Origin of the sequence: Edaphobacter sp., assembly GCF_035532915.1 — a bacterium.
Lineage (GTDB): Bacteria > Acidobacteriota > Terriglobia > Terriglobales > Acidobacteriaceae > Edaphobacter.
In genome coordinates this window covers 1-14311 of record NZ_DATKQC010000015.1, presented here as the reverse complement: position 1 = coordinate 14311, position 14311 = coordinate 1, and the positions used below count along the sequence as shown (strand labels likewise).

Annotated in this window: 11 protein-coding genes and 1 pseudogene; 4 read left to right on the top strand and 8 right to left on the bottom strand. The window is 60.4% G+C overall.

The window, feature by feature from the left end; translation table 11 throughout:
- Positions 1-556: thiamine pyrophosphate-dependent enzyme (locus tag VMU57_RS00765; RefSeq protein WP_325379777.1), on the bottom strand; the 556-nt coding region annotated here is incomplete at its 3' end.
- A 115-nt stretch (positions 557-671) separates the two neighbouring features.
- Entirely contained in the window at positions 672-2981 is a 2310-nt protein-coding gene (locus VMU57_RS00760) for a sodium-translocating pyrophosphatase (RefSeq protein ID WP_325379775.1), read from the bottom strand.
- Between the two features lie 216 nt (positions 2982-3197).
- Between VMU57_RS00760 and VMU57_RS00755 the strand changes: the two genes are divergently transcribed.
- Positions 3198-4829, top strand: coding sequence for a S8 family peptidase (locus VMU57_RS00755; RefSeq protein ID WP_325379773.1), 1632 nt, complete (start codon positions 3198-3200; stop codon positions 4827-4829).
- Between the two features lie 6 nt (positions 4830-4835).
- Here VMU57_RS00755 and VMU57_RS00750 read toward each other — a convergent pair whose 3' ends face one another.
- Positions 4836-5201, bottom strand: coding sequence for a hypothetical protein (locus tag VMU57_RS00750; RefSeq protein WP_325379771.1), 366 nt, complete (start codon positions 5199-5201; stop codon positions 4836-4838).
- Positions 5202-5325: 124 nt separating this feature from the next.
- Here VMU57_RS00750 and VMU57_RS00745 point away from each other — a divergent pair, with 124 nt between their 5' ends.
- Both VMU57_RS00745 and VMU57_RS00740 read left to right on the top strand, forming a co-directional pair.
- A complete protein-coding gene (locus VMU57_RS00745) occupies positions 5326-6258 on the top strand; it encodes a mechanosensitive ion channel family protein (protein WP_325379769.1) in 933 nt (310 codons plus the stop codon).
- A gap of 22 nt (positions 6259-6280) precedes the next feature.
- Positions 6281-7210: an NADP-dependent oxidoreductase gene (locus tag VMU57_RS00740; RefSeq protein ID WP_325379767.1), complete on the top strand. Its 930-nt coding sequence runs from the start codon at positions 6281-6283 to the stop codon at positions 7208-7210.
- A gap of 23 nt (positions 7211-7233) precedes the next feature.
- On the opposite strand, the pseudogene VMU57_RS00735 reads toward VMU57_RS00740, so the two are convergent.
- The 4 genes and pseudogenes from VMU57_RS00735 to VMU57_RS00720 all read right to left on the bottom strand — a co-directional run.
- A pseudogene (locus VMU57_RS00735) lies at positions 7234-7320 on the bottom strand (ATPase); the annotation flags it as partial.
- Between the two features lie 48 nt (positions 7321-7368).
- A complete protein-coding gene (locus tag VMU57_RS00730) occupies positions 7369-9495 on the bottom strand; it encodes a thioredoxin domain-containing protein (RefSeq protein WP_325379765.1) in 2127 nt (708 codons plus the stop codon).
- A 127-nt stretch (positions 9496-9622) separates the two neighbouring features.
- Positions 9623-10630, bottom strand: coding sequence for an MBL fold metallo-hydrolase (locus VMU57_RS00725; RefSeq protein ID WP_325379763.1), 1008 nt, complete (start codon positions 10628-10630; stop codon positions 9623-9625).
- 140 nt (positions 10631-10770) lie between these two features.
- Positions 10771-12879, bottom strand: a complete 2109-nt coding sequence (locus VMU57_RS00720; RefSeq protein ID WP_325379761.1) for a TolC family protein — start codon at positions 12877-12879, stop codon at positions 10771-10773.
- Positions 12880-13245: 366 nt separating this feature from the next.
- Between VMU57_RS00720 and VMU57_RS00715 the strand changes: the two genes are divergently transcribed.
- On the top strand, positions 13246-13833 hold the full coding sequence (locus VMU57_RS00715; protein ID WP_325379759.1) for a hypothetical protein: 588 nt from the start codon (positions 13246-13248) through the stop codon (positions 13831-13833).
- A gap of 12 nt (positions 13834-13845) precedes the next feature.
- Here the strand turns inward: VMU57_RS00715 and VMU57_RS00710 are convergent, their stop codons facing one another.
- Complete coding sequence (locus tag VMU57_RS00710) at positions 13846-14298, bottom strand: nuclear transport factor 2 family protein (RefSeq protein ID WP_325379779.1); 453 nt, start codon at positions 14296-14298, stop codon at positions 13846-13848.
- Positions 14299-14311 lie beyond the last annotated feature (13 nt).

Below are 14311 nucleotides of genomic sequence, written 5' to 3'. Positions count from 1 at the left end.
TGATCGCCTCCCAGAACTCCCCCTGGGAACATGCGCCATCACCAAGCGCGACCATGGTTATCTCGTCATCGTGAAAGTCGTCCGGCGCGATATTTCGGTGACGCGAGAAGTAGGTTGTTGCCTCCGCACATCCGACCGCCGGAATGCACTGGCTCCCTGTCGCGCTCGAGACGGTCATTACATGACTGTTTGGAAAGCCCCAGTGTGATGGCATCTGGCGACCACCAGAGGAGGGATCATCGGCGGAGCCAGTCGAGGCGAGAAAGATCTGTTCCGGGGTCTCGCCGAGCCCGAGCATCAGTGCCTGGTCGCGATAGTAGGGATAGAACCAGTCGTACCCCGGACGCATCGCCATCCCTGCCGCCACCAGCAACGCTTCGTGGCCCGCGCAGGAGATTTGAAAGAAGATCTTCTGCTGCCGTTTCAGCACAATCTCGCGGTCATCCGTGCGCCGCGAGAGGTACATCAGCCGGTAAAACTCTACCAACTGCTCTGGTGACAGTTCCCCTTCCGCCACCTTTTTTTCTACCGAGTTGGACACCATGTTCCGAGCCATCGTTATTGCCTCTATCAAGCAGTGATTGTACTGTTTTGAGCCTGCTTTATTCCATCCCACGTACCAAGGCCGCCTCTCATCAAGGCGGCCTGTGTGTCAAGTTCGCTGGCTGCTCTCAAACGAACAGTGGAGCGAGCACCAGCGTAATCGTAGCCAGCAGCTTAATCAGCACATGCAGGCTCGGCCCTGCCGTGTCCTTGAAGGGATCGCCAACCGTATCTCCAACGATCGAAGCCTTGTGCGCCTCCGACTTCTTGCCGCCATACTGCCCGGTCTCAATTAGCTTCTTCGCGTTGTCCCAGGCGCCGCCGCCGTTGTTCATCAGCATTGCCAGCAGGATGCCGGCGATCGTACCCACCATGAGCAGACCGGCAACGGCCTCAGCTCCTGCAAGGTTCACGGGAATCCCCGCAATCGCAGGCACGGGCAGAATCGTTCCTGGAGCGTAGATCTCCGAGGTTGCCTGATAGCTCGCGCTGAAGTGGCGGAAGATCAGGCCTACCGCTACCGGCATGCACACCACCAGCAGGCCCGGCATCACCATCTCCTTCAACGCCGCTCCGGTAACGATGTCGACGCATCGCCCATAGTCCGGCTTCGAAGTCCCCGCCATGATGCCAGGGTTCTCCTTGAACTGGTCGCGGACATCCTTCACGACCATCTGCGCCGTGCGTCCCACGGCCTTGATTGCCATCGAGCTGAATAGATAGGTCAGCATCGCGCCCAGCAGCGCGCCCACGAAGACCGGCACCTGCGCAAGGTTGATGTTGGTGAAGCTCCACCCCGGCGGAATATAACCACCGGCAAGATGAACCTTGTCGGCCACGATCACCTTGATCTCTTCGAGGTAGGCCGAGAACAGCAGAAACGCCGCCAGCGAAGCCGAGCCAATCGCATAGCCCTTGGTGAGCGCCTTGGTCGTGTTGCCTGCCGAGTCCAGCTTGTCGGTGCGCTCGCGGATCGACTCCGGCTGGTTCGACATCTCGATGATGCCACCGGCGTTGTCGGTAATTGGCCCGAACGTATCCATCGCCAGGATGTAGGCCGCGCAGCTCAACATGCCCATGGTGGCAAGCGCCGTTCCGTAGATTCCCTTGGCGTAGTCGGTGATGCCTGCAACGCCGCTCAGCCCCTGCACGCCGAAGTAGTAGCTCAACAAGAGCGCCGCCGAGATCGCGATCACCGGAAGCGCAGGGGTCTCCATGCCGACCGCCAGCCCGCTGATGATGTTCGTCGCCGGTCCAGTCAGCGACGCGGCTGCAATCGACTGCACCGGCCTGTAGCGCGACTCGGTGTAGTATTCCGTGATCCAGACAAACAGGAACGAGGTAGTCAAACCCACAACACCGCAGCCCAACAGCCACAGCGGCTTCACCATCGGCCCATCGAGCATGGTGTACACCGCGACGGCAAACCCGCACAGAGCCACGGCAGAGGTCAGATAGAAGCCACGATTCAACGCCCGCATCGGGTCTTCCGTCTCGCTCGAGCTCACCACAAACACCCCGGCGATACTCGCGATCAGATTGATGGCAAGAACGATCAGTGGGAAGAGAATCCCTTTCACTCCAAAGACGGGGTAGAGCGCAGCGCCCAGGATCATCGCGCCCACATTCTCAGCCGCGGTCGATTCAAAGATGTCCGCGCCACGGCCCGCGCAGTCGCCGACGTTGTCGCCCACCAGGTCTGCGATCACCGCAGGATTGCGCGGATCGTCCTCCGGAATCCCAGCCTCCACCTTGCCCACCAGGTCCGCGCCCACGTCCGCGGCCTTGGTGTAGATTCCGCCGCCAAGCTGGGCAAACAACGCCACCAGCGAAGCCCCGAATCCAAACCCGACCAGTTGATACGGAACCGTCTGCGGATGCTCCAGCCCACCAAACAGAAGAAACAGCATGCCCACGCCAATCAGCGAAAGCGCCACCACCACCAGTCCCGTGACGGCACCGCCGCGCAAGGCGATCTGCAGCGCCTTGTTCAGACTGCCACATGCCGCCGAAGCCGTGCGAATGTTTGCGCGAATCGAGACGTACATGCCGGTGTAGCCCGCCAGTCCCGAGCACACCGCTCCCACCAGAAAGCTGATCACCGTTTTCATCGCAAACGGTGCTGTCCGCGCCGACATATGGTAGCCCGCAAACAGCAAGATCGCCAGAATGAATGCGATAGCACCAATCGTCCGGTACTGCCGCTTCAGAAACGCCTCGGCGCCTTCGCGGATCGCGTTCGAGATCGATTGCATCTCCGGCGTACCCGTATCGAAGCAAAGCACATGCCGCGCCAGCATCCACGCTGCAATCAAGGCCAGCACCCCGACGGCCATCGCCATCCAAAGGCAAACCGCCCCACCGTCACCGGAGATACCAGCAGACGAAGCTGGAACTTGCACCTGAACGACCATACCCAGAAGGCTTACTACTTCCATGCAAAGGTCTCCTTAGAACATAAATCCATAACCAGCTTCACGAAGGCGGCCATTAGAGCATGCGCAATCCAACAGGGTCAATGCACCATGCGCGGAGCAGAACCGGGGCTTCGTCCTCCGCGCAGGAAACCAAAGTAACAGTACGCTCAAATCAAACGCTAGTCTTCCTTCCGCCGTGCGCCGATGCACCTATCAATGCAATAAAGAGGTGCATCGGTGTCGGGTCCCAGCAAAATTCATGCCATTCATCCCGATGCCGAGCGTCCGGCTTTTCCGACGGGGCGCGCGCTACGCGATATTCGCTTCGCCATCGTACTGCTGCTGTTGCTGCTCTTCGCGCCGCACCTGCATGCGCAGGTTCCGACTGCTCCCATCGCACCCAATCGCTACATCGTCGTCTATCGCAACCGCACCATTCCAGTTGATGCAGAGTCGAGCACCCGCGTCGCCGGGGCCCGTCTGCTGCATCGCGACGAGCGCCTGGGCATCGCCTCCGTCGCCGCAACCGGCCCCGTTCACGCGCACTACACTGCCGCCAGCTCGCAGAGTGATACCGAGACCATGAGCCGCCTCGCCGCGCAGCCCAACGTCGACTACGTTCTTCACGACCGCATCGTCACCGCCAACCGGCTTACGCTCAAACGCGCCGTTCCCGCCACCTTCAGCGTCATTATTGGTTCAACCACCCAAACTGGGACTTACGACTCCTTCTACACCTCATCACCCCAGGGATGGGCCGTGCAACAGGTCGGCGGCTACGGCAACAATGTCGCCGGAGGCCCCGCGCGCGGGCCATGGGACACCACCATGGGCAAGGGCATCCGCATCGCCATCATCGACAGCGGCGTCGACGAGAACCATCCTGACATCGCTCCCAATCTTGCTCTAAACCTCAGTGAAATCGATCAGACGGACATGCCCAGCCCCTGCGACGACGGCACGGCCCAGGACCAGGACGGCCACGGCACATGGACCGCCTCGCTCGCCACCGGGGCCATCGGTCCGGGTACCGGAGAGGTCATCGGCGTCGCCCCCGCCGCAACCCTGCTGAACATCAAAGCGCTCCAGCGCATGCCTGACACCAGCCTGGGAGGCGGCGCTTCCATCGCCGACCAATGCGCCAGCGGTCAGGCCAGCGGTTTATTAAGTTGGGTCATGCAAGGCATCGAAGACGCCATCGCCAACCACGCCGACATCATCTCCCTCTCCGTCGGAGCCACCGTCGATCTGACCACTGGCGAAGGCGCGGGCCTGAAGGCTGCCTTCGACCAGATCACCAACGACGCTGAGCAGGCAGGCGCCGTCATCGTGGCCTCGGCAGGCAACGACGGCCTCGACCTCTCCAACCCGCGCTACGTCGAACTTCCCGCACAGTCCAGCGGCGTCCTCGCCATCGCCGCCTCGACCAATCCCGCATGCGCCCAGAACACAGCCGCCGGAGCCACCTGCACTCCCGGCCCCATCGCGCTCGCCTACTACAGCAATCACGGAGCGCCACTCAATGCGCTTGTGGCTCCCGGAGGCAGCTATCCCGAGGGAGGCGATCTTGCCGTCAGCGGATGGGTGCGGGGCGCGTGCAGTTCGGGAAAGCCCTCCACCGTCGACGGGCCGCCCACAGACAGCGGACACAGCTTCGGCTGCTTCAACTTCGGCCACACGCCTTACGTCCAGGCCATCGGAACCAGTGCCTCCGCGCCGCTCGCGGCTGGGGCCGCCGCGCTTTTACGTGCCGCCCATCCCGGATGGACCGCCGCCGCCATCATCTCCACGCTGCGCTCGACGGCAATTCCCTCCCCGTTGCTGCCCGTCCCCCAGATCAACGCCGCGGCCGCACTGGCCGTTCACTAACGGCTCTTATCCCTTCATCCGCTCTTTTACGCTATGGGCCAGCTTCTCAATCTCATCGGCCTTTTTAATCACGTCCACGGACAGGACATCCTTATTCGTCTTACTCACATCCTGCTTCAGCTGTGTCGCCAGGACCAGCAGCTTATCCGTATCCTGTACTAATTGCTTCTGCCGCTCGCTGTTCCGCGACCGCGCCTGTTGCGCCTCTACCTCCGGCGATATGGAAGGCCCCATCGGGGGCGGCCCCGCTCCCGGCTGTCCCGGAATAGATTGCTGCTGGGGAAGCGGCTCCGCCAGTTGCCCATGACTGCAAGTCCCCGAAACTCCAGCAAGAACAGCGATCGCAATCACCGCTAAACGAAGAAGTCTCATACTGCCCCCTCATCTCACGATCCTCTGTGGAATTGCATCCGATTTATTCCCGGACATTGCATCCTATTTATAGGTCAAGCATTCTCTTCTATAGCAACCGTTACGAAAGCGAGACGCCATAATCATGCTCCTCCAGGCATTGCCACTGCAAGACGAACGTATCTCCAGGGTCCTCGCGCGGGACTGGCACGACGATGTCATCAATTTTGTCAGCAAAGATCTGCCCCGTCTTCTCTTCATCCTTATTCTCGCGTTCGTCCTGCAACGAATCGTCCTCTTCTTCGTCAACCGGATGCGTCTTCGCGCCGACAAGCAGGTAGCTAACGGGCAGCGCGCAGCCCAGCTACGGACCGTGGCAGCCATCATCCGAGCTACCTCTTACAGCCTGATCGGATTCATCGTCCTTCTGCATGTACTGTCGATCTTCAACATCAACCTCACGCCCTTGCTGGCCTCGGCAGGCGTCGTCGGCGTCGGCATCGGCCTGGGCGCGCAGTCCATCTTCAAGGACATGCTCAACGGCATCTTCATTCTTATCGAAGACCAGTACAACGTAGGCGAAGTCGTCAAGATCGCCGGTCTCCAGGGCACGGTCGAAGACCTGACGCTGCGCCTCACCCGCCTCCGCGACGGCGACGGCACCCTCTACATCATCCCCAACAGCCAGATCGCCACCGTCTCCAACCTCTCCCGCGACTTCTCCCTCGCCACGCTCAACGTCAGCGTCGATGCCAGCGCCAATCCGGATAAAGTCATGGCTGTCCTGCGTGAGGTCGCCGCCAGTGTCCGCAACGACAGCGCGTTCCGCGACATCGCCATCGCCGACCCCAACATCCTCGGCGTCGACAAGATCGAAGGCCGCGCCGTTACCTATCCCGTCCAGATCCGCGTCCGCGCCAATCAGCGCGACCCCGTCCTTCGCGAGCTGCGCCGCCGCATTATCATCACCTTTGAGAAGGAGGGCATCCCACTAGGCAACGATCCCGCCAACATGCTCATCCTGCGCGCACCCAACCCCACTGCGCCACCCGCGCAACAGCCACTTATCGGCAGCTAAGAATCACCGTCAGGAGAAAACCATGAAGATAATGCAAACCGTTGCCGCTGCAAACGGACTCTCACTACAGGCCTCGGAACGCCCCACACCAACGCCCGGTCCCGACGAAGTGCTCATCCGCGTGCATGCCGCCGGGATCATTACAGCCGAACTGGACTGGCAGCCGACAACACACAAGGCTGATGGATCTCCACGATCCAACGCCATCCCGACGCACGAGTTCTCCGGCGACATTGCAGCGTGCGGCGAAGGCGTCAAGTCCTTCACCGAAGGACAGGCCATCTACGGAATGAACGACTGGTATCAGGAGGGCGCTCTCGCCGAGTTCACCGTCGCCCCAGCTACATCCATCGCTCTGCGACCGAAGTCACTATCGTACGAGCAGGCCGCCACCGTACCCATTGGAGCCCTCACCGCGTGGCAAGCGCTCACCACGCACGGACACCTCCAACCACAGCAGCGCGTGTTGATACATGGCGGAGCGGGTGGTGTCGGCTTCTTCGCCGTACAGTTCGCAAAGTCCCTCGGCGCATACGTCATCGCCACAGCGTCTGCAGACACCATTCCGTTTGTCAAAAGCCTCGGTGCCGATCAGATACTCGACTATCGCGCCACCCGGTTCGATCAGGAACTCCGCGACATCGACCTCGTCGTCGATACCGTAGGCGGCGAGACGCTTGCTCGCTCCTGGAACGTCCTTCGTTCCGGCGGCCGCGTCGTAACAGCCGCATCCGACATCCCGGACGACGCTCCACATAAAATCAAGGACGCCTTCTTCCTCGTCCAACCCGATGGCAAACAACTGTCCGAGATTGCCGGCCTTCTCGATGCAGGAAAGCTGCGAACCTTCGTCAAAGCGATCGTGCCTTTGCAGGATGCGGAACAGGCATACAACCAGTCCATTTCATCTGCCCTGAGATACGGAAAAACAGTAGTCGCCTTAGCTCCCTGAGCCATTCGCGACATTCGCTGCGCGTCATACTCCTGAATGATCTGCCGCGCCACCTCGGCCACATGGCTGAATCCTCTGCCCTCTAGCTCGCCCAGCACGGTCGTCTTCCCCGCGCCGGGCGCCGCCGCTCATCGCCGTCAAAGTCTGACCGCGTTCCTCTATAACGCCTGATTCATCGCCGCGATTAGCGCCTCCACCGTCCGCACCGGAGGCAGGCAGCCTCTCCCGGTACAGATCACCGCGACACTTCCATCGACACTGTCATCGATTCCGGGCAGATGCGGCAGCGTCTCAGCCAACGCAGGAGGCAGGGCGCTCAACTGGTCCCTGCGAAGCCGAACCACGCTCTTGTTCACCGCATAGCGAGCCAGCGCAACCGCCTCCAGCCTCCGCGCCTCGTCATCGTCGCCGATCACGCAGACCTGCACCGTACCCAGCAGCAGCCGTTGCAAAGCCAAACCATAGCTCGCGGCATAAAGCCCAAAGTGCTCCACCACGCCCGCAAATGTTTCGAGCGTCTCCAGCGCCATCACCGCATACTCCTCGCGGTCATTCAACGCCGCCAGCCGCAGCAGCAGCGCAGCCGCCACAGGATTCGCAGCTGGCGTAGGCGAATCCTGCAAAGGCTTACGCCGCGTCACCAGAGCGCCCAGCCGCACCTCACCCTCTGCCGGAGCCTCGGTGTCGAAGAACGCCAGGCCGGTCTTGTCATAGAACCGCGCCACCGCACTCGCCGCAATCCTCTCGGCGGCAAGGTAATAGCGCATCTCCCCGGTAGCCTCCCATGCGTCGAGAGCGGCATGGCCCACAAACACATAGTCATCGAGCACCCCGGCCACGCGGGCAGCACTGCCGCCCTCCTCGCCATAGGCCACCACATGCGCCATGCCCTTACCTGCATCCCAAGCCTCGTGCAGCAAGCGATCCAGCGATTTCAACGCAAACGCCTTCGCCTCGGGCAGATCGAGCACGCGCCCCGCCTCCAGATAAGCCGAGATCATCATCCCGTTCCACGCTACGTAAACTGTCTTATCGACATAAGGAGTAGGCCGCTCCAGCCGCGCCGCATACAGCTTCTTCTTCGCCGAAGCCAACCGCTCCCGCGCCACCTCCACGGTCACGCCGTTGGCTCGCGCCACCTCTTCCAGCGTCACCCGAATGTGCAGCACGTTCTTCAGTGGATCGTGGTGCATGTCGCCGATCTCGCCGATGTCGTAGTACGCCCCGGCAATGGCCATCTCCTCGGCAGACAACACCGCAGCCGCCTCGTCGCGAGTCCACGTAAAGTAGTCGCCGTCATCCTCCAGCGAGAAATCCGCGTCCTGCGATGCATAAAAGCCTCCCTGCTCGCGGTCGCTCAGCCACTCGTCGATCCACAGGATCATCTCCCGCGCCACACGTGCGCTCTCCGGCTCGGCAAATGTCTGGAAGGCGTGGACATAGTTCTTCAGCAGCTCGCTATTGTCGTAGGCCATCTTCTCGAAGTGCGGCACCACCCATCCCTCATCGACCGAGTAGCGATGAAACCCGCCCGCAAGGTGGTCATAAATTCCCCCCTGCGCCATCTTTTGCAGCGTTACCATCGCCGCCGTCTTCGCAGCCTCGTTGCCTCCGCCGCGCGAGGCCGTATCCAGTAACAGATCGATCGCGCCCGAATGAGGGAACTTGGGCTGCGAGCCGAAGCCGCCGGAGCGCGGATCGAACTGCTTCACCGCAGAGTCCACCAGCTTCTGCACCAGCTCCGGCCCCGGATTCCCTGCCCTGCCCATGAACGACTCATTATGCTCAATCGCCGCAATCACGCTGGCCGCCGACTCGTTTACCTGGTCGCGCTGCTTCTCGAAGGCCTCCGCCATCGTCAGCAGCACCCGCTGAAAACCCGGCCGCCCATGCTGGTCCTGCGGCGGAAAATATGTCCCTCCAAAATAAGGCTTGCCATCGGGAGTGAGAAAAGCCGTCAACGGCCATCCGCCCTGTCCGCTGATCGACGACACCGCCGCCTGGTAGCGCGTGTCCACATCGGGGCGCTCGTCGCGGTCGACCTTCACGGGAATGAAGTGCTCATTGATGACCTTCGCCGTCTCCGCATTCTCGTAAGACTCGCGGTCCATGACGTGGCACCAGTGGCACCACACCGCGCCAATGTCCAGCAGAATCGGCTTGTCTTCGGCCTGCGCCAGCGCGAACGCCTCCGGCCCCCACTGTTGCCAGTCCACTGGTTGATGCATCGCCGACCGCAGATAGGCCGAAGCCGCCCGTTCCAAAGAATTCTTCTTTTCGCTCATAGGTTTAAGTCTAGAGCACCCGAAGGCCACCTATGGATCACCCCTCGATATCGGAACTTTTTTTCCGAACAGCCGCCCGCTATCTTCGTGCAACGCGGCAGATTGCTTCCCAGAAGTCTTTCCACGTTTAGCGCCACCAGCCCGAGTGAAGTTCCGTTTCTTCCACCACTTCAGTCGGACGCCCCGGCTCCGGCGACCATAACAGGATCTGCTGCTCCGCGGCGAGCTCCAGCATTCGCTGAATCGGCTGCTTCCACCCATGCAGCGCCAGGTCGAACAGTCCCCAGTGGATCGGCATCATCAACCCTTTGCCGCCCAAGGCCGCGAAGGCACGGGCCGCGCCTTCCGGCCCCATGTGAATGTCTGCCCATAGCTCGTGGAAGGCTCCGATCTCGAGCATCGTCAGGTCGAACGGCCCATACGTCGCCCCAATCTCGGCAAAGCCCTCCCACCAGCCCGAGTCCGCGCCAAAATATATCTTGTGCTCGCGGCCCTTCAACACAAACGCCGACCAGAGCGTCTCGAACCGGTTGCGCATCGTCCTACCCGAAAAGTGTCGAGCGGGAACCGCCGTAACCTCAAGCGCGCCCTCCCCGACCGTCACGCTCTGGGTCCAGTCCATCTCCGATATTTGTGCTCGATCGACTCCGAACCGTTGCAGTATCCCGCCAACTCCCAAAGACGTCACCCATCGCGTCTGGCTCATCGAATCCATCCGCGAAAGCTTGCGGATGGTAGCTTCGCCCAGATGATCGTAGTGGTCATGCGACACCAGCACCACGTCAATCCGGGGAAGATGCTCCAACGATAAGGGCGGCGGAAAGAAGCGTCTCGGCCCAGCCCACTGCACAGGAGATGCTCGCTTGTCCCACACCGGATCGATCAGGACGTTTGCTCCGTCGATCTCGACGAAGAGAGACGAGTGGCCCATCCACGTCACCCGCAAGCCGCTCGCCGGGGGTGTCAGGTAAGTCGAGACATCCGTTTTGAACGGCCCTGGAGATTGTCTCGGCACCTTCTCTTCTTTGCTCTTTAAATAGAGCGGAAGCAACTTCAGGATTGTGTTCCACTCCCCCACACTGGTAAGGACCGGGTTCAGGAACTTCTGTCCCGACCGTCTCGCGTTCCGCAACATCGTCATATCTGGTTCGATGCCCCAATCGACCGCCGGCCGGTTCTTCCTGCAGATATGGCCAGCCTATCCCAATTCTGCTCGATTGCGCTTAACAAAAAGAGGGCCCGGTAGATTCCCGGACCCTCTCCATTACATCTCTCTTACTGTGCAAGCGGAGCGGGATTCTCTACTATCGGCTTCGCCGTGGCCGGAGGCTTTGGAGCTGTCAACCCCGGGATCACCGGAGCCTGAGCTACACTACCCTGCGCCACGTCCGTAATGCTGATGCCGTACTTGTCGAGCGTATTCGAGAGCAGTTGCGACAACGCAGCTCTGTCCTTCGCATAGACTGCCGTATCCGAGATCAACGTGTTCTCCGCAGCTGCAAGGTTACGCTCCTGCTGCAGCACATTGGCTGAAGTCGACGCGCCCAGCTTGTACTTTTTCTGCTCGGCGTCGAGACTCTGCAGCGCATAGTCCCGCCCTGCCTCAGCTGCCTTTACCTGAGCCCGGTCGTTGGTCAAAGCATATTGACCATTGATGACATTGATCCGGATCTGGGTATAGAGTTGCTGCAACCGCATCTGTGACTGCCGGTACTCCATCTGCGACCGTGCCTGGTCGGCCTGCGCCGTCCGGTTTCGCAGCGTAATTGTGATGTTGACGCCAACACCCTTGTCGGGGCTTGAACTGTCGAACAGGCTGCCAAACGTGCCCCCATAGCTGATGGTTGGAACAGTGCCAGGCGGGCAGTGCGCCGCACCCGCACCAAATCCGCAAAGCAGATTTGGGCTCTGTGCTCCGCCAAGCCCGTTTCCACCGTAGAATGCATACGCATCCACCGTCGGCAGCAGGCCATTTTTTTCCGCTTTAATGGTGATCTGGTTGTTCTTCATGTTCAGCACCGCCTGCTCGATCTGCGGATTGTTAGTGTAAGCCTGCTTCACCAGGTCTTCCACAGACATATCTTCCTCTGGCAGCCTGGCCAGGCTTATCCGGTCAGTCGGAATCACAGGTGCGCTCGAAAGCTGCGGATCGTTCAGGTTCCGCGCAATCGCTTGCTTCATAATCAATTGCTGATACTCCAGGTTCGACTGTGAAGCTACCAGCAGTTGCTTATCGCTCGCCACCGCACTATCGGAGTTCACCACGTCCAGCGGAGCCAGCGTTCCAATCTCCAACTGCTTCCGGTTGTCCGAAGTCAGTTGCGAACTCTGTGCCAGCGCGCGTTCCTTGGCCTGCTCATCCTCGTACGCGCTCACCAGCCCCCAGTAGATGCTCTCCACCTGGTTGACCGTATAGATCACCTGCTGCCGGAACGCCGAGTCTGTAATTCTGCGGTCGTTCTTCGCCTGCACAATAAACCGCCGGTTGATCCCCCAACCAAATCCCTGCAACAGATGCTGCGTCAACTGTGCACGAAACGACGCGGACAGCTGCGGACTGTAGCTCGAAAAGGGATTGTTCGTCGTCACCCGCGTGTTGTCGAACGTTACATTCAACAGCGAGCCCGTCACAAAACCCTGCTGATATCCGAAGTTATAGGTTCCGGTGCTCGTGGTGAGCGTAGGCAGTCCACCGCTGAACAGTGTATTGGTCTGCAGTTGGTCCACCTTCTCATACTGCAGATTGCCGGTCAGCACCGGGTCGAGTTGTTCCGGAAGCGGACCGCCGCCATTGGTGCTCAATACCAAGCCCGAAGTTCCGGTACCACCGCCGCCTGCTCCGCTTGAAGTACCTCCGGGGCCGCCGCCGCCAACTACAGTCGTTCCCGAACCGCCAATTGTGTTCGCCACCAAACCCGTTGAAATACCGCGCAGTGACGATCCCGCCTTCGCCCGCAGAAGATCCGTGTCCGCGATGTCCAGGTTGAGTCGTGCAATTGCGATATCGTAATTGTTTTCGAGCGCCAGCATCACCGCGTCTGAAAGGCTCAGATAGATCTTGCCGTCCCGCATCAGCGCATCCAGGTTCGGGGTATTGTCCAGCCGCGGCGCGGGTACATCGGTCGCGGTGTATGGCGCAACCGGGTTCCAGAAGTGGCTCTTCGGCTGCGCGTAGTCATGGTTCGTGTCGCGCAGATAGAGCGGCTCGGTCAGCTTCGGCTGCGGCGCCTGCGGCAACCCGCGCTGCCCGGTGGTGTCGTTTACCACCGTCTGCGGCATCGCCGGTGCGGTAGGATTCGTCTGTTGCGCCAGTGCCGGTTGCACAATCACACTCATCAGCATCAGGCCAATACTCGCTGCCGCCTGCATGTCCCTTAATCTCACGATGGCTCTCCAACTCTTCCCTGGCTCGTTCGCCAGCCTCTTCCCCGGCGCTGCCTATTTGCGCAGGCAGCCTCTCCGGAGTCCTTCAACTCTCAGCAACCCGGCAAAAATCCACAGGGCTACCCTTAGACTTCCAACTTTTCCAATTCACTTAAGACGCGCTGGAAGTTCCGCACGATTCTTTAAAGAAAGCCTAAAGCCTTGATTCAAACCAGACATGGGCAGTAATACGCACAGATCCGGCGCTTCGTTCCCGGCGACCGTGCCAAATCTTTGCCTTGATTTTCAACTCGCCAAGTATATCAACCCGCATCATGCTCCAAACACAAACCTTTAGGCCAAGGTTAGAATCATCCCAATCAAAAGATGACCCCCTCCGTTCCCATCTCCGATATCTATATTCACATCCGGATCGTCATCTCCATCATCGTCGGGCTGTGCATCACCACGCTGCTCTCCGGTTTCGCCCGTTTTGTCCAGCATCCCCGCCGCGAACGCGCTTCGATCCTGCACCTCGGCTGGGCCGCGTCCATCCTGCTCTGGGTCACCCATTTCTGGTGGTGGGAGTTCCGCCTCGCCTCCATCCGCCGGTGGAACTTCCAGACCTACCTCTTCGTCATCTTCTACGCGATTCTCTATTTTCTGCTCTCAAAGCTGCTCTTCCCCGACGATATCAGCGAATACGGCGGCTATGAGCAGTACTTCATCTCCCGCCGCCGCTGGTTCTTCGGCCTGCTCGCCGCCACCCTCTGCTTCGATTACATCGACACCCTGCTCAAGGGCGCGGATTATCTCCACTCCTTCGGCATCGAATACCCCATCCGCATGGCCGTCAATCTTGTCTTCTGCGCGGTGGGTCTGCTCTTCCCCAACCGCCGCGTCCAACTCACCGTGCTGGCCCTCACCGTGGCGTACCAGATAACGTTCATCTTCGTGTACTACAACGTGCAATGAACTCGAGGCAGCCTAAAGCCCCAACTCGCTCAATCCGGGATGCTCATCCGGACGCCGCCCCAACGGCCAGTGAAACAGACGGTCCCCCTCCCGAATCGGCACATCATTAATGCTGGCGTGGCGAACCTTCATCAACCCCTTTTCGTCGAACTCCCAGTTCTCGTTGCCGTACGAGCGAAACCAATCGCCCTCCACGTCATGCGACTCATACGCAAAGCGCACGGCGATCCGGTCGTCGCCGAACGCCCACAGCTCTTTAATCAGACGGTACTCCTGCTCCTTGCCCCATTTGCGCGTCAGAAACTCGACGATCTGCTCGCGCCCGTGAACAAACTCCGACCGGTTCCGCCATCGGCTGTCCACGCTGTAGGCCAGCGAAACCCGCGCCGGGTCCCGCGAGTTCCATCCATCCTCTGCCAGGCGAACCTTCCGGACCGCAATCTCCCGCGTAAACGGCGGCACCAGCGCAACGTTCTCA

Excerpts from the sequence above, each read along its gene's own strand:
- VMU57_RS00745 (WP_325379769.1), top strand. The coding sequence starts at position 5,326 with ATGCTCCTCCAGGCATTGCCACTGCAAGACGAACGTATCTCCAGGGTC.
- VMU57_RS00760 (WP_325379775.1), bottom strand. The coding sequence starts at position 2,981 with ATGGAAGTAGTAAGCCTTCTGGGTATGGTCGTTCAGGTGCAAGTTCCA.
- VMU57_RS00715 (WP_325379759.1), top strand. The coding sequence starts at position 13,246 with ATGACCCCCTCCGTTCCCATCTCCGATATCTATATTCACATCCGGATC.
- VMU57_RS00750 (WP_325379771.1), bottom strand. The coding sequence starts at position 5,201 with ATGAGACTTCTTCGTTTAGCGGTGATTGCGATCGCTGTTCTTGCTGGA.
- VMU57_RS00725 (WP_325379763.1), bottom strand. The coding sequence starts at position 10,630 with ATGTTGCGGAACGCGAGACGGTCGGGACAGAAGTTCCTGAACCCGGTC.
- VMU57_RS00740 (WP_325379767.1), top strand. The coding sequence starts at position 6,281 with ATGAAGATAATGCAAACCGTTGCCGCTGCAAACGGACTCTCACTACAG.
- VMU57_RS00730 (WP_325379765.1), bottom strand. The coding sequence starts at position 9,495 with ATGAGCGAAAAGAAGAATTCTTTGGAACGGGCGGCTTCGGCCTATCTG.